Source organism: Kitasatospora sp. NPDC052868 (assembly GCF_044547105.1).
Taxonomy (GTDB): Bacteria; Actinomycetota; Actinomycetes; order Streptomycetales; family Streptomycetaceae; genus Kitasatospora.
The window spans coordinates 377,958-392,703 of record NZ_JBITZW010000007.1; the positions used below are offsets into that span (position 1 = coordinate 377,958).

Consider the following 14,746-nt stretch of genomic DNA (forward strand, 5'->3'; position numbering starts at 1 on the left):
CGGCTCCGCGACGGCGCGTCGGACCGGCGCGCGCCGTCTTCGCGCGCCCCGGGTGTCAGAATCGGCGGGTCCATGCCGGGATCGGGGTCCGAGGGAGCGAGCAATGAGCAGCGGGGAGCGGCCGGAGCTGGAGGCGGTACCGGAGACGGCGCTGTGGACGCTGTACCAGCGCGCCGTGGAGGCCCGTCGTCCGGACGCGGTCCTGCACGACCCCAAGGCGGTGGAGCTGGTGGACCGGATCGACTACCCGTTCGCCGACCGCTTCGGCACCAGCGGCGTCCAGGCCCAGCTGCAGGCCCTGCGGGTGGCCTGCTTCGACCGCGAGGTGGCGGACTTCCTGGCCCGGGAGCCCCGGGGCACCGTGGTCTGCCTGGGCGAGGGGTTGGAGACCCAGTACTGGCGCGTCGACAACGGCCGGGCCCGCTGGCTGACCGTCGACCTGCCCGAGTCGGTGGCCCTGCGCGAGAAGCTGCTGCCGCCCGGCCCGCGCCAGCGCTACCTGGCCGCAGACGCCACCGACCTGGCGTGGGCCGACGAGGTGGACCGCAACCACGGTGTGCTGGTCACCGCGCAAGGCTTGCTGATGTACCTCCCACCGATGCGGGTGCGGGCCCTGATCGCGGGCTGCGCCGAGCGGTTCCCGGGCGGCTCATTGGTACTGGACGCCGTGCCGCACTGGTTCGGCCGGCTGGCCCGGAGCGGCAGGATGCGCACCCACGGCTACCAGGCGCCGCCGATGCCCTGGGCGATGGACGCGGATGAGCGGAGCAAGCTCCGCACCGCCGGTCCGGCGGTGGCCGCGGTGCGGGACGTCCGGCCGACCGGAGGACGCGGGCTGGTCGGCGCCCTGCTGCCGCTCGCGCTGACCCTCCCGCCGCTGGCTACCCGCCGGCCTTCCGTCACCGTCCTGGACTTCGCGCAGCGGCCTGAGCGGCCCGAGGGGTCGTAGCCGGTGGGATGACGGGCCGCCGCGCTCGGAGTCCCTCCGCAGGCGAAGACGGATGTCCGAGCCGAAAGGGGTGACCGGTTCGGCAACCCGCGCCGCAAGGCCGACTGAGCGACCGGCACCGCCCGGCGTCCGACGGGCCGGGTGCTTTCCGGACGGATCGTCCGAGGCCCCGGCCTGCTGTCTTTTCGCCCGTCTGTTCGTACCACCCCCCGTCCGTGGACGGACCGTTGGCGTGATCGTCACCCCGCGTGGTTGACCGTGGCCATAGATCACCCCCAGGCTCTCACACGGCCCGCACAACTGTCGCACCGTCATCACGGTTTCCGGTGGGCGGGTTGCCCGGTTCCCCGTCTCAGGAAGGACCTTCCGATGCGTCGTACCGCCGCCCTGTTCGCCACCGCCCTGCTCGCGGCAGCCGCCGCGCTCACCGCGCCGTCCACCGCCGGCGCCGCCGGGAGCGCGCCGTCCGCATCGACCGCCGGCGCCCAGGCCGCGCCTGTCGTGCAGGCCGCCGGTCCGGCCGACAAGTGTTCCATCACCTCCAGCGGCTTGACCTTCATCGGGACCTGCTCGGGCATCGACCCGATGCAGACCTGGATCCTCTCGGCTACCTGTGTGGACTACGACGACTCCGGGTTTCCGCACTTCTCGGCGGCGTGGAACAGTGGCGCGGCCGTCGGCAACACCAGCGCCGTCGCGACGTGCGGCACGTCGGGGCTGTTCTGGATCGGCATCTCGTTCGGCCCTGCGGTCCCGGCCGGCCCGGTCGGCCAGATCACCGGCTACGGGAACAAGTGCGTCGGCGTGAAGGACGGCAACACCACCAACGGCACCCCCGTGCAGATCTGGGACTGCCTCGGCAACACCGCCCAGACGTGGAAGATCGCCGTCGACGGCACCGTCCGCGCGCTCGGCAAGTGCCTGGACGTCAAGGGCGGCAACACCACCATCGGCACCCCGGTGCAGCTCTACGACTGCAACGGTAGCGGCGCCCAGCAGTGGCAGCCCCGGCCCGACGGCTCGCTGTACAACCCGATGTCCGGCCGCTGCCTGGACGACTTCGCGTACTCCACCACCAACGGCAACCAGATCCTCATCTGGGACTGCAACGGCGCCGCCAACCAGGTCTGGCACCTGCCCGTCTGACCGTCCCGGGGCCACCCCTCACAGCTCCTGACCGCCCCGGAAGCGTCCGAGTCCCTGGTACCCGGCTCGGTGTCGATTCCGACGGGAGGTTCGCGCTGCAGATCCCGTTCTCCACTCGCGCCGGTGGAGTGCTGGTGGGCGCGGCAGATGGAGGAGCGGGGACCAGCCCGACGGCCGTCCCGCACACCAGGTCCGACAGGACCGCCGCGCGCAGCCGGCCGATCCTGTCGATCACCGGGCCGCCGGTGAGCGCGGAGACGGCCAGCGGCAGCATTCCGCAGGCGGCCACCAGACCCGCCCTGGAGGCGCTGCCGGTGGTCTGCAGGACGAACCACGGCACACCGATGCCGGCGAAGGCGTTGCCGGTGATCGAGACCAGGTTCGCGGCGAGCAGGGCGCCCAGTGGTCGGCGGTCCGGGGCGGTCCGGGGCGGTCCGGGCTGCGTCGGCCCGGTCGGGGGCGGCGACGGGCATGCGGGTCTCCGGTCGGTGGTCGGAGTGTCAGCTCCTGGGCAGGGGAGGGCGTGCAGGTGGATGTCATGCCTGCGTCCGGTGCCGCCGCCTTGGCGCGGGCCGCGCAGAGTCGGGGCGCGATCCGCGCGGATCGCGCCCCGGTGCGCTCCGGGAGCCCCGCTGCGCGCTCTCGTGCGTACAGGAACCATTGTCCACGCTGAGATCGGACGCCCTCCACGGCCGCCGCCTCCCGTGCTCCGGGATGCCGGTGCGTGCCGCGAAGCCGCGGGCACCTTCCTCCACCCCCCACCGCCGCATCCGGGTGCGGCCTCGCTCCCGGTGCACCCCGACCGGCCCTGCCGCTCGCCGTGCACCAGCGGCCCGCCCGTCCGGCTCCGCGAGGACGGCTCCTTGGGACCGGCTCCGACCGGCCGGCGTCCAGCTCGCAGCATCGAACGAAGGGAAAGACCGTGACCACTCCCGTCCCGTCCCGCATCGCCCTGGTGAACGGCAGCTTCGAGCAGCCCCCCATCGCCAGCGGCAACGCGTTCCTTCCCGACGCCTCCCAGACCCAGAGCCCGAACCACGTCCCGGGCTGGCTCAGCACCGCCACCGACCACCTGATCGAGATCTGGCACGACGGCTTCAACGGCGTCCCCTCCGCCGACGGCGCCCAGTTCGCCGAACTCAACGCCAACCAGGTGTCCACCCTCTACCAGGACCTGCCCACCACCCCCGGAGCCACCCTGTACTGGCGCCTCTACCACCGCGGGCGGCTCGGCCAGGACACCATGGCCCTGGACATCGGCAGGCCCGGCGCGACCGTCCAGCAGCGCCAGTTCACCGACGGCACCACCGCCTGGGGCTTCTACACCGGGACGTACACCGTCCCGGCCGGGCAGACCACCACCCGCTTCGCCTTCCGCTCCGTCGCCGCCGCCGGCGGCAACCAGTCGGTCGGCAACTTCCTCGACGGCATCTTCTTCGGCACCGCCCCCACCGTCGTCCTCACCAAGTACGCCATCCCCGACGGGCCCCTCCAGGTGGGTGACGTCATCACCTACCGCATCGTCACCGGGAACGAGGGCGGCGGCAGCGCCGAAGCCCTCGTCCTGACCGACACCATCCCGGTCGGCACCACCTACCTGCCCGGGTCCCTGCGCATCGTCAGCGGCCCCAACAGGGGCGCGAAGACCGACCAGCGGGGCGACGACCAGGCCTCCTTCGACCCGGTGGGCAACCGGGTGGTGTTCAACCTCGGCAACGACGCGACCGCGAGCCAGGGCGGCAGCCTGCCCAGCACCGACACCCTGCCGAACGGCACGACCGTGGAGTACCGGGTCACCATCGACGAGGCCAGCGCCGGCGGACACATCACCAACACGGCCACCGCCACGTACGAGAACCGCCTCGGCGCCACCCCCGTACCCCTCACCGCCACCTCCGGCCAGGTCGACACCCCGGTCCTCCCCGCCGCCGACCTCAGCGTCACCAAGTCCGCCGACGCCACCACCGTCACCGTCGGCCAGACCGTCACCTACCGCGTCACCGTCCACAACGCCGGACCGAACACCGCGACCGGCGTCACCGTCACGGACACGCTCCCGGCCGGTCTGCCGTTCGTCTCCGCCGTGCCGGGCACCGGCACCTACAACCCCGCCACCGGCCGGTGGAGCGTCGGAACGCTGGCCGCGGGCGCCTATGCCACCCTCACCCTCCAGGCCAAGGCCACCGTCACGGGCCCGGTCACCAACACCGCCACGGCGCATGTGACCGAGACCGACCTCCGCCCGGGCGACAACACCGACTCCGTCACCGTCTGCGTCGTGGCCGCCCCCGCCTGCCCGCCCTGCCCGCCGCCCGGCGGCTGCGGCCCCTGCTGACCCCGCCGACCGCCCGGCTGCACGGAGGTGAGCGACAGGGAGGCGAGTGGGCAGTGGCTGGCAAGTGGCCTGCGAAGAGACCTGAGATCCGACCTGGGAAGTGACCTGCGCTACCGGGCGCCGTCGGCGGGTGTCTGCAGCCTCGCCCGGTAGGCGCGCTTCTTGACGAGGGCGCCGCAGGTCTTCATCGAGCACCAGCGGCGGGCACCCGCGCGGGAGGTGTCGACGAAGGGGACCCCGCAGTCGGGGTTCCCGCAGATCCGGACGCGGGTGCGGTGCTCCGACGCGCAGAGGGCGGTCAGATCCCGGGCGACCATCGAGAGCACCGCCGCGACCGCGTCGCCGTGCCAGTGCACGGTGGCCGCGTCGGGGGCGAGCTCGGGCGTCGAGGGGGCTCGGCGGCGGCGCGGTTGACGAGCGCGATGTCCTCGGGCGCGGGCGGTGCGGAGTCCGCCAGGGCGCGGCCGGTCCGCTGGATCGCCTCACGCAGCTGCCTGGCGCGGTCGAGGTCGGCCTCGGTGCAGGGCGGCGCCGCCGTCGTGCAGTCGCTTTCGACGGCCCAGCGGCTCAAGTCCTGCGGCCGGGCCGGCCGTTCGAAGGGTGCGTCCGCGCCGCGGTCGGCCAGGGTGCCGGCGAAAGCGAAGCACACCCCCGCGTCCGCCGCCTGATGCCGCGGGAGGCGCGGCCGCCGTGGCCGCGCCCCCGTGCTGTCACGTCCCCAACCGCAGGCCGGGCGTCAGCGTGCCGGTTGCGGCATGCGCTGCGTCGGGACGGCCGGCAGGGTGCCGGTCGCCGCGGCGCCCAGCGCCGTACCGCGGGTCTCCTCGGCCCACAGCACGCAGACCAGCAGGCCGACGGCCGTGGTGCCGGCCGCGATGAGCATGGTCGGGCCCGTCCCGAGCCCGGTCAGCGACAGGGGCAGCAGGTAGGTGCCGACGGCCGCGCCGATGCGGCTCACCGAGGTGGCGACGCCGACCGCGGTCGCCCGGATCTCGGTCGGGAACAGCTCGTTCGGGTAGGTCCAGTCGAGCACGTTGGGACCGCCGCACAGGAAGGCGTACGCGCACAGCGCGATGACGGCGACGGCGGCCGGGGCCGCGGGCCAGACGCCCAGCAGCGCGAGCGGGACGATCATCAGGGCGAACGACCAGATGATCACCGGCCGCCGGCCCCAGGTGTCGATCAGCCGCAGCGCGGGGAAGCAGCCCAGCAGGAACACCAGGCTCACCAGCCCCGTGCCGAGCGTGTCGAGCACCGTGCCGCCGGGCATGCCGAACGAGGAGAGGATCTGCGGACCGAAGGTCAGCATCGCGAAGAGCGGTCCGACCTGGCAGAGGAAGAACAGGCCGCAGAACAGCGTGCGGCGGCGGTAGGGCGGGGTCATCAGCAGCCGCAGACCGCCGGCGCGGCCGGCCTCGGCCGGGTCGGGCATCAGCTCGCGGCCGTCCACCCGGACGCCGAGGTGCTTCTCGACCACGCGCACGGCGTCACCGACCCGGCCGTGGGCGGCGAGCCAGCGCGGGGACTCCGGCGAGCCGCGCCGGATCACCAGGAACACCACGCACAGGACGGTCGAGCTGGCCAGCATCCAGCGCCAGCTGCCCGTGCCGCCGAACCGCAGGAAGAGGTAGCCGGTCAGGTAGGCCAGGACGGAGCCGGCGTACCAGGCGATGATCTGCTGGCCGAGCAGGCGGCCGCGGTGGCGGGCCGGCAGCCACTCGGCGAGCAGCGAGGTCGCGATCGGGTAGTCGGCGGCCACCGCCAGACCGAGCACGAAGCGCAGCAGGGCGATCGCCCACACCGTGTCGACCCAGAACGAGAGCACCGAGCAGACGACCATCACCAGCAGGTCGGCGGTGTACATCACCTCCCGGCCGATCCGGTCGGTCAGCACGCCGAAGAGCGCGCCCCCGACGAACATGCCGAGCAGTGCGGCGGCACCGATCAGGCTGACCTCGGAGGTGGAGAGGCCGAGCTCGGGACGCATCCCGATCAGGGCCACGCCGACGATGCTCAGGATGTAGCCGTCGAGCAGCGGCCCACCGGAGCAGGCGAGGGCCAGCCTCCGGTGGAAGGCGGTATACGGGGCGTTGTCGATCGTTCGGGACATGGAATTCGGGTCCTCCGGAGCGCACGGCGGTGCTCCCGCACGGCGTGCGCCGGGTAGACGGCAGAAGTCGGGGCCGCCCGGCGGGCGGCCCCTTCGCCCGGACCAACCGGGCGACCGTTCACGGTTGCCCGGGTCGCAGGGCTCATCGCCTGGTCGAAGGTCCGTGGATTCGATGACCTTGGTCCCGAACCGGACGGGCCCTGCGACCCTGCCGGAACGGCGTCCGCCCAGTCGTGCCGGGGCCGGGCGGGGCCTGCCGGGCCGCTCGCGCGCCGCGGGTGAGCCTTCTCACCCCCGCCGGGCACCGCCGGCCCGCGACCCGCGCCCGCCGGAACGGCCCCGGCGCCCCGCGGACCCGGTCCGACCAGGGAACCAAGCGGATGCCCCGTACGTCGTAGTCGAGGGTGATCGGCCGGGGGGACAGGCCGCCCGGCACGTTAGGCTGCCCTTCGGGGAGCGGCCTGGTGCGCCGCCATTCGGAGAAACGTCGAGACCGCCGGCCGGGGCCGGCTCCTGCCACAGCGGGGTCTCGTCCTGTCACGGAGGTACTGGCCTTGCACATCGACGCCTGGATCGAGAGCGTCCCACCGGGCGCGGTGTACGCCCTGGTCGCGCTGATCATCGGGCTGGAGTCCCTGGGTATCCCGCTGCCCGGTGAGATCGCCCTGGTGTCCGCCGCGCTGCTGTCCGCGCGCGGCGTGGTCAGCCCGTGGTGGGTGGCGATCTGCGCGATCCTCGGCGCGATCATCGGCGACTCGATCGGCTACTCGATCGGGCGCAAGGGCGGCAAGCCGCTGTTCGAGAAGCTCGGACGGAAGTTCCCCAGGCACTTCGGGCCGGACCACCTGTCGAGCGCCGAGCGCTCGTTCCAGAAGTGGGGCATGTGGGCGGTCTTCTTCGGCCGCTTCATCGCGCTGCTGCGCATCTTCGCCGGGCCGCTGGCCGGCGCGCTGAAGATGCCGTACTGGAAGTTCCTGATCGCCAACGTGCTCGGCGGCGTGGTCTGGGCCGGCGGTACGACCCTGCTGGTGTACCAGGTCGGCAAGGTCGCCGAGCAGTGGCTGTCGAAGTTCTCCTGGGTGGGCCTGATCCTGGCCGCGCTCGGTGGCGCGTTCTCGGCGTGGCTGATGAAGCGCCGCGCGGCGAAGGCCAGGGCCGCGCACGAGGCCGAGGACGCGGCGGCCGAGTCGGCCCCCGTGAGCACGCCCGTCGCCGACTGACGATCCCGCAGGCCGCAGGCCCGCGCCCGACGCCCTGCCGTCGGTCGCGGGCCTGCGGCGTTCCCGCCCGGGCGGGGTAGCATCTGGGCGTATCCCGGTGGTGACGGAGCGAAGCAGCACGTGGAGGACCGGATGAGCCAGCAGACGTGGGACGCGGTGGACGCGTACTTCTCGGAGGCCCTGGTCGGCCACGACCCGGCGCTGGAGGCGGCCGTGGCGGCCGCGGACGAGGCCGGACTGCCGCCCATCGCCGTCGCGCCCAACCAGGGCAAGCTGCTGCACCTGCTGGCCCTCACCCAGGGCGCCCGGCGGATCCTGGAGGTCGGCACGCTCGGCGGCTACAGCGCGATCTGGCTGGCCCGGGCGCTGCCCGCGGACGGCGAGCTGATCACCCTGGAGATCGACCCGACCCACGCCGGGGTCGCCCGCGGCAACCTCGCCCGGGCCGGCCTCGAGAAGATCGCCGAGGTCAGGCTCGGCCGCGCCGCCGACTCGCTCGCCGCGCTGGTGGAGTCGGGCGCCGAACCGTTCGACCTGGTCTTCATCGACGCGGACAAGCCGAGCAACCCCGAGTACTTCACCTGGGCGCTGAAGCTCACCCGGCCGGGCTCACTGATCATCGTGGACAACGTGGTGCGCGGCGGGGCCGTGGCCGACGCCGACAGCACCGACCCGGCGACCGTCGGCACCCGGCGGCTGCACGAACTGATCGCCGCCGAGCCGAGGGTCTCGGGGACGTCGATCCAGACGGTCGGCACCAAGGGCTACGACGGCTTCACGCTGATCCGGGTCCAGCACTAGGGCAGCAAGGCAGCAGGGCAACAGAGCAACAGAGCACCAAGGAGTTGACGAGGACGTGCGGATCGGACTGTTGGGCACCGGCCCCTGGGCGGAGCGGGTGCACGCGCCCGTGCTGGCCGAACACCCCGGGATCGAGTTCGCGGGCATCTGGGGCCGCCGCCCCGAGGCGGCCGCCGCACTCGGCGCGGCGCACGGCGTGCCCGGCCACGCCGACCTCGACCGGCTGCTCGCCGAGGTCGACGCGGTGTCCATCGCGCTGCCCCCGGCCGTCCAGGCCGATCTCGCGGTGCGCGCCGCCGAGGCCGGCTGCCACCTGCTGCTGGACAAGCCGGTCGCGCTGACCGTCCCCGACGCCCGGCGGGTGGTGGACGCGACGCGGACGCACCGCGTCGCCTCGGTGGTCTTCTTCACCGTCCGCTTCGGCGGCGAGCAAATGCCGTGGATCGAGAAGCAGGCGGCCCTCGGCGGCTGGTTCACGGGCCGCTCGGACTGGCTCGGCTCGGTGTTCGCCCCGGGCAGCAGCAGCCCGTACGCGGCCTCGCCGTGGCGCCAGGACAAGGGCGCCCTGTGGGACGTCGGCCCGCACGCGCTCTCGCTGCTGCTGCCGGTGCTCGGCGACGCCGCGCAGGTGACGGCGGTGGCCGGTCCACTGGACACCGTCCACCTGGTCCTGCGGCACGTCGGCGGCGCCTCCAGCACCCTCGCGCTCAGCCTGACCGCGCCCGTCGCGGCCGGCGGGACGGGGATGGAGCTGCGCGGCGGCAACGGCGTCGCCCACCTGCCCGAGCGCGGCGAGGGACCGCTCGCCGCACTGCACCGGGCCCTGGACGCCCTTCAGGACTCCGCCCGCACCGGCGAGCCCCACCCCTGTGACGCGGCCTTCGGCCTGCGGATCGTCGAGATCCTCGCCGCCGCCGAGCGCTCGCTGGCCGACGGCGGCCCGGTCGACCTCTGAGCCGGCCGGCTCCGGCCCGGGTCGTAACGGCCCTAGCTCTGGCGGGAGCCCGGGCGCCGGTCGGCCGGGCGGGCCGGGGGGATGGTGGCGGCGCGGAAGTCGCGGGGGCCGGTCCACAGCGCGGGGACGGCGTCGCTGCGGCGGGCCAGTTCGTACGCGAGGGCCTCGTAGTTGACCCGCCAGCCGTGGAAGTGCGCCCAGGCCTCGGCGACCGGCCGCTCCCGGGGGAAGCCCGCCGCCGTGATCATGGCCACCGCGGCGTCGAACTCGGTGAGGCTCAGGCGTATCGGGGTCTCCGGCGTGGGGTCCGGGTCGAAGCCGATCCGCAGCGAGCGGGCGATGTCGCGCAGCGCGGTGAAGCCCGCGCGCAGCACCAGCCGGGCCTCCGGCGGAGCCGACCGCGGACTGATCGCCAGGTGTATCGCGGCCGCGTCCATGACCGCGATCAGGCCCACCACCCAGCTGCGCTGCGGCTGCGGGGAGCGGAAGGAGAGCAGCACGGGGTAGTTGGAGTGGCTCTCGCCGATGTCCGCGGCCAGCCGCTCCCAGTCCCGGTACAGCTGCGGCAGGGCCGTCTCGGTGTCCACCAGGGACTGGCGGGCAAGCAGCTCGGGGCCCCAGGCGGGCTCCCCGGCCCGGGACTGCAGCAGGGTCACCTCCACCTCGCGCCGGTTGTAGGCGGCGTAGAGCGTCGGCAGGTAGGAGATCTGCAGGGCGATCACCAGCGGCCCGCTGGCGGCGGCCATGAAGTCGATGGCGGACAGGTGCAGCCGCTCGCCGCTGGCGAAGCCCAGGGTGAAGAGGCTGGAGCCGGCCTCCCGGAAGGACACCGCCCAGTTCAGCTCCGAGGTGCCGTGCAGCAGCAGCGTGTACGCGGTCAGCATCCCGCCCAGCCACACCCCGAGCATGCCCAGCAACATCAGCGGCGCCAGCCAGGTCTGCACCCGGTCCTGCGCGCGGTAGGTGCCGAAGGGCGCTGCGGACAGCCGCAGCAGCGGCCGCAACACCCGCCAGAGCCGGTGCGCAAGTGCCGAGTACAGGCCGCGCGGGACGACCAGGGTGCGCAGCACGCTCGCGACGGTGAGCAGCAGGATCAGCGCACCGGCCAGGGAGTGGATCAACCTCATGCCGCCCATTGTGGCGGTCGCGGCGCGGCGGTGGCGGGCGGGGTGCGCACCGTGCGGGCATTGACAGGGCGGCGTGCTCGGCTGAATGCTAAGCAAGCGCTTAGTCAGCTCGACCGACCTCAGGAGTGAGCCCATGCCCGACACCCCCGCCGACCCGGTCGCCGACCCGCCCGGCCTGGATCTGGGCCGACTCCGCGCCCACCTGGACCGTGAGCTGCCCGGCACCGTCCAGGGGCCGCTGCGGGCCGAGCTGATCGAGGGCGGCCGCTCCAACCTCACCTACCTGCTCGGCGACGGCACCTCGCGCTGGGTGCTGCGCCGCCCGCCGCTCGGGCACGTCCTGGCCACCGCCCACGACATGGGCCGCGAGCACCGGGTGATGACCGCGCTGCGCGACACCGGCGTGCCCGTCCCCGCCACCCTGCTGCTGGACGCCGGCACGGAGGTGCTCGGCGCGCCCTGGTACCTGATGGAGTACGTACCCGGCACCGCGCACCGCGACGCGGCCGCCCTCACCGCCCTCGGCGAGGAGCGGGTGCACGCCCTCGGCCGACGGCTGGTCGACACCCTCGCCGCCCTGCACCGGATCGACCCGGCCGAGGTCGGGCTCGCCGACTTCGGCCGCCCCGACGGCTACCTCGAACGCCAGCTGCGCCGCTGGTCCACCCAGCTGGACGCGTCCCGCAGCCGCGAACTGCCCGGCGTGGACCGCCTGCACGGCCTGCTGGCCGAGCGGCTGCCGGTCTCCCCGGCGCCCGCGCTGGTGCACGGCGACTACCGACTGGACAACGTGCTGGTCGACGAGCACGACGCCATCACCGCCGTCCTGGACTGGGAGATGTCCACCCTCGGCGACCCGCTCACCGACGTCGGCCTGCTGGTGATGTACACCGAGCTGGCCGGCGTCGGCGGCGGCATCATCCCGTCCGCCGCCACCGCCCCCGGCTTCCCGCCCGCCGGCGAGCTCGTCGCCCACTACGCGCGGAGCACCGGCCGGGAGGCGGCCGACCTCGACTGGTACGTGGCCTTCGCCTCGTTCAAACTCGCCGTCGTCGCCGAGGGCATCCACTTCCGCTTCCAGCAGGGCCGCACCCTCGGCGCCGGCTTCGAACGGGCCGGCGAGATCGCGCCGGTCCTCGTCGGGCACGGCCTCACCACCCTCAAGGAGCGCTGACCGATGGACTTCTCCTACGACGCCCGGACGCTCGAACTGCGCGAGCGGCTGCTGGCGTTCATGGACCAGCACGTCCACCCCGCCGAGCCGGTGCTGGAGGTCCAGCTGGCCGACCCGGCGCGGCCCGCCTGGTCCATCCCGCCGATCGTCGCCGAGCTCCAGGCCGAGGCGCGCAAGCAGGGCCTGTGGAACCTCTTCCTGCCCGACCGGGAGGAGGGCGGCGCCGGCCTGACCAACCTCCAGTACGCGCCGCTCGCCGAGATCACCGGGCGCAGCCCGCAGCTCGCGCCACCGGCCCTCGCCTTCCACCCGCTGTGGGAGGGCGTCGACCCCGATCTGATCGCCCTGGTCGACAAGCAGGCCGCCCACGGCAACTTCCGCGCCTGGGCCCGCATCACCCAGCACGCCGCCGCGGGCCTCGCCGCCCAGGACCGCACCCGCATCGACGAACACCTGCTGCGCCAGGTCTACGCCCGCATCGGCGTCGGCTTGTGAGCGCGGATCCGCCGCCCGGCGTCACGCTGGCCCTGGACCCCGGCGACGACGCGGCCTGCACCCGGGCGGCGCTGGCCGCCCACCATCCGGCCGCAGGCCGGATCACCGTCCACCCGACCCCGGGCACCACCCGTGCTGAGGACCTCGCCCACGACGTCCTCGCCGCCCTCGGCAAGCCCTACACACCCCCCGGGCCCTGGGGGCACGCCCACGACCTCCCGTGGGCCGCGGCGGCGGCCTGGATCCTCACCCTGCCCGTCCACCACCTGACCGTCCTGCGGGCCCACCTGCTCGCCCCCACCGCGTGGCGCCGCCTGCTGGACCTCCAGCGCCGCACCGGCATCCACCTGACCATCGTCTGCCACCGCACCCCGCCACCCGCCCTCACCGAGGCCCTGCACCGAGTCGCCCACAGGACGACCACCGGCCTGCCCCCGCACGCCCTGCCTGACCCCGTCCCGCACCCCCTGCCCCCGCCGGCCCCGCACCCGTCCCGCCTCCACTGGCTCACCCTTCCCACCCTGACCCGCCTCGCCCTGTCCGACATCCCCGAACCCCCCTGCACCTGCACCCCCGACCAGGCCGCCGCCAGCCACCCCCTCCCACCGCCCGACGACCTCCCCCAGGCCGTCGAACGCCTCCACCGCCTCGCCCACCCCCAGCACGCCGCAGCCCTCGCCACCGCCCTGGCCACCGCAGCCCCCTTCCACCACCTCGCCACCGCCACCCCCGCCGACTACCACCACGCCCACGCCACCCTCACCCTCCACGCCCCACCCCACGGCCGAATCCCCGCCCGCTGCGCCACGTACGAACTCCCGCCCTGGGCCCGCCCCCTGCTGGACGCCGCCGTCCACTACCTGAACCTCAACCCCGCCGGCCCCCGCCTCCTCGTCCCGCCCGGGCACGCCCTGGCGCCCCTGCTGCACAACGCCGAGCACTGCCGCCTGGCCCCGCCCCAACACCCCCGCCCCACCGGACACCCCGCCCGCTACGCCTTCCCCGGCGCACTGCCGGACGGCCCCGACTGGGCGGCCTTCGTCGGCGTCCGCGACGTGCCTTCCCACCTGGTCGGCGCGGCCCGCCGCCGGAGCAGGCTCAAGGAAGCCGGCCCGCGCTGGCGGGAGTGGGAGCGCATGTACGCCGAGGCGGCCTCCTACCAGGCCGAGCACGCCCACCTGGACGCCACCGACAAGAGCCGGCACGGCGAGCTGATCGGATGGCTCGACCGCCAGCGATACCTCCACGCAGAGGGCGCGCTCGATGCGGCTCGCACCTCGGAGCTGGACCGGCTCGGCATGATCTGGAGCAGGCACGACAACGCCTGGGAGCGGGGACTCGCCCACGCCCGGGCCTTCGCAGCCCGCACCGGCCATCTGGCGATACCCGCCCAGTACAAGCTGGACGGCTACATGGTCGGCGCCTGGATGGGCCGCCAGCGCAAGGCCGTCAACCTCACAAAGAGTCAACGCAGGGCACTGGACTGCCTGGACCCGCTGTGGCGGCTGGAACCGGACTGGAACCGCTCCTACCGCCGGATGACCGCTTACCTCCGCGCCGGCGGCACCCTCGCGGGCCCGGCCAACCGCACCGGCGGCCCGACCGACCCGCGGTTCCGCCCCGGCGCCTGGCTGCGTAAGCAGGTACGGCACGGAGCAACCGGAGAACTCACCGAGCAGCAGATCACCCTCCTGCAAACCCTCAGCACCGTCCACGCCCACCTGACGCGCACGCATACCCCGACCGCGTGAGCGCCTGGCCCCATCGTCGGCCCCGGCAGTTCGCTCTCCACGGTCACGGTGGCCGCAGTCGCGGGCCCGGCCTTCGTCCGGCGCGCACTGGCGCCTACTCCAGACGCCACGCCCGCCGCCGGCGCCCCGCTCCACCCCGGTACCAGATGCCTGCCCCTTTCCTCCGGCCGCCGCCCATGCACCGTCGGGCCCGCCAGGACACCGTCCAGCCCCCCCCCGCAGGCCGCAGGCCGTCCGCCCATCGGCCCGGTACCGGGCCGATGGGCCCCTGCCGACAATTCGCGGGATATCGTGAACGAAAGTCCCTCCAGATTCCGCCGTCCCGTCAGGGACGGCCCTCCTGGCGGCAATTCGCGCGATATCGCCAATGCTCGCGCGGCCACCCCGTCAGGGGTGGCCCTCTACTGGCGATTCACGCCATATCGTTAACGCTCCCGGCCGCAGGCCGGAACGGGCCAATGGCGGGCCGCAGGCCCGTGCCGCTTTAGTGTCGGCCACCCGCCGGGTTGAGGCCCCGCCAGGGGCCGCCCCAGAAAAGCGAATTCGCCACCGGCGAATTGCCCTAGCCACTCATCCACCCCAGGCCCGGCGCAGCCGGGCCCGCCGGGGCGCAGCCCCGGCCACCTCACGCACGGTGACGCCGCCAGGCGGCACCCCCGCACCTGACGGCGCGGCCGCGCCGT

12 protein-coding genes and 2 pseudogenes are annotated in these 14,746 nt (G+C 74.1%); 9 read left to right on the forward strand and 5 right to left on the reverse strand.

Annotated features, from left to right (window positions below):
- The first annotated feature begins 103 nt into the window (after positions 1–103).
- Positions 104–949, forward strand: coding sequence for a class I SAM-dependent methyltransferase (locus tag ACIGZJ_RS15340; RefSeq protein WP_396457646.1), 846 nt, complete (start codon positions 104–106; stop codon positions 947–949).
- A 369-nt stretch (positions 950–1,318) separates the two neighbouring features.
- Positions 1,319–2,095: a ricin-type beta-trefoil lectin domain protein gene (locus ACIGZJ_RS15345; protein WP_396457647.1), complete on the forward strand. Its 777-nt coding sequence runs from the start codon at positions 1,319–1,321 to the stop codon at positions 2,093–2,095.
- A gap of 157 nt (positions 2,096–2,252) precedes the next feature.
- On the opposite strand, the pseudogene ACIGZJ_RS15350 reads toward ACIGZJ_RS15345, so the two are convergent.
- Positions 2,253–2,498, reverse strand: a pseudogene (locus ACIGZJ_RS15350) (MFS transporter); the annotation flags it as partial.
- A gap of 519 nt (positions 2,499–3,017) precedes the next feature.
- Between ACIGZJ_RS15350 and ACIGZJ_RS15355 the strand changes: the two are divergent.
- Positions 3,018–4,430, forward strand: coding sequence for a hypothetical protein (locus tag ACIGZJ_RS15355; protein ID WP_396457648.1), 1,413 nt, complete (start codon positions 3,018–3,020; stop codon positions 4,428–4,430).
- 110 nt (positions 4,431–4,540) lie between these two features.
- Here ACIGZJ_RS15355 and ACIGZJ_RS15360 read toward each other — a convergent pair whose 3' ends face one another.
- From ACIGZJ_RS15360 to ACIGZJ_RS15370, 3 genes are all read right to left on the reverse strand, one after another.
- Positions 4,541–4,786 (reverse strand): CGNR zinc finger domain-containing protein, encoded by a 246-nt coding sequence (locus ACIGZJ_RS15360; protein ID WP_396457649.1) that lies wholly within the window; start codon positions 4,784–4,786, stop codon positions 4,541–4,543.
- The gene (locus ACIGZJ_RS15365; RefSeq protein WP_396457650.1) at positions 4,729–5,079 is read right to left on the reverse strand and encodes an ABATE domain-containing protein; all 351 of its coding nucleotides are present in this window, start codon (positions 5,077–5,079) and stop codon (positions 4,729–4,731) included. Before ACIGZJ_RS15365 ends, ACIGZJ_RS15360 begins: the two co-directional genes overlap by 58 nt.
- Positions 5,080–5,166: 87 nt before the next feature.
- The gene (locus tag ACIGZJ_RS15370; protein WP_396457651.1) at positions 5,167–6,540 is read right to left on the reverse strand and encodes an MFS transporter; all 1,374 of its coding nucleotides are present in this window, start codon (positions 6,538–6,540) and stop codon (positions 5,167–5,169) included.
- Positions 6,541–7,094: 554 nt separating this feature from the next.
- Between ACIGZJ_RS15370 and ACIGZJ_RS15375 the strand changes: the two genes are divergently transcribed.
- The 3 genes from ACIGZJ_RS15375 (at position 7,095) to ACIGZJ_RS15385 (ending at position 9,516) form a co-directional block, all read left to right on the forward strand.
- Positions 7,095–7,760 carry a DedA family protein gene (locus ACIGZJ_RS15375; RefSeq protein WP_392932789.1) on the forward strand — a complete coding sequence of 222 codons (666 nt, stop codon included), beginning with the start codon at positions 7,095–7,097 and terminating at the stop codon, positions 7,758–7,760.
- 132 nt (positions 7,761–7,892) lie between these two features.
- Entirely contained in the window at positions 7,893–8,561 is a 669-nt protein-coding gene (locus ACIGZJ_RS15380) for an O-methyltransferase (protein ID WP_396457652.1), read from the forward strand.
- Between the two features lie 55 nt (positions 8,562–8,616).
- Positions 8,617–9,516, forward strand: coding sequence for a Gfo/Idh/MocA family protein (locus tag ACIGZJ_RS15385; RefSeq protein WP_396457653.1), 900 nt, complete (start codon positions 8,617–8,619; stop codon positions 9,514–9,516).
- 32 nt (positions 9,517–9,548) lie between these two features.
- Here the strand turns inward: ACIGZJ_RS15385 and ACIGZJ_RS15390 are convergent, their stop codons facing one another.
- The gene (locus tag ACIGZJ_RS15390; protein WP_396457654.1) at positions 9,549–10,643 is read right to left on the reverse strand and encodes a hypothetical protein; all 1,095 of its coding nucleotides are present in this window, start codon (positions 10,641–10,643) and stop codon (positions 9,549–9,551) included.
- Positions 10,644–10,776: 133 nt separating this feature from the next.
- On the opposite strand from ACIGZJ_RS15390, the gene ACIGZJ_RS15395 reads away from it, so the two are divergent.
- The 3 genes and pseudogenes from ACIGZJ_RS15395 to ACIGZJ_RS15405 all read left to right on the forward strand — a co-directional run bounded on the left by ACIGZJ_RS15395 (position 10,777) and on the right by ACIGZJ_RS15405 (position 14,063).
- On the forward strand, positions 10,777–11,817 hold the full coding sequence (locus tag ACIGZJ_RS15395) for a phosphotransferase family protein (protein WP_396457655.1): 1,041 nt from the start codon (positions 10,777–10,779) through the stop codon (positions 11,815–11,817).
- Positions 11,818–11,820: 3 nt separating this feature from the next.
- Positions 11,821–12,117, forward strand: a pseudogene (locus tag ACIGZJ_RS15400) (acyl-CoA dehydrogenase); the annotation flags it as partial.
- Between the two features lie 191 nt (positions 12,118–12,308).
- Entirely contained in the window at positions 12,309–14,063 is a 1,755-nt protein-coding gene (locus tag ACIGZJ_RS15405; RefSeq protein ID WP_396457656.1) for a helicase associated domain-containing protein, read from the forward strand.
- Positions 14,064–14,746 lie beyond the last annotated feature (683 nt).

Excerpts from the sequence above, each read along its gene's own strand:
- ACIGZJ_RS15340 (WP_396457646.1), top strand. The coding sequence starts at position 104 with ATGAGCAGCGGGGAGCGGCCGGAGCTGGAGGCGGTACCGGAGACGGCG.
- ACIGZJ_RS15345 (WP_396457647.1), top strand. The coding sequence starts at position 1,319 with ATGCGTCGTACCGCCGCCCTGTTCGCCACCGCCCTGCTCGCGGCAGCC.
- ACIGZJ_RS15370 (WP_396457651.1), bottom strand. The coding sequence starts at position 6,540 with ATGTCCCGAACGATCGACAACGCCCCGTATACCGCCTTCCACCGGAGG.
- ACIGZJ_RS15380 (WP_396457652.1), top strand. The coding sequence starts at position 7,893 with ATGAGCCAGCAGACGTGGGACGCGGTGGACGCGTACTTCTCGGAGGCC.
- ACIGZJ_RS15390 (WP_396457654.1), bottom strand. The coding sequence starts at position 10,643 with ATGAGGTTGATCCACTCCCTGGCCGGTGCGCTGATCCTGCTGCTCACC.
- ACIGZJ_RS15395 (WP_396457655.1), top strand. The coding sequence starts at position 10,777 with ATGCCCGACACCCCCGCCGACCCGGTCGCCGACCCGCCCGGCCTGGAT.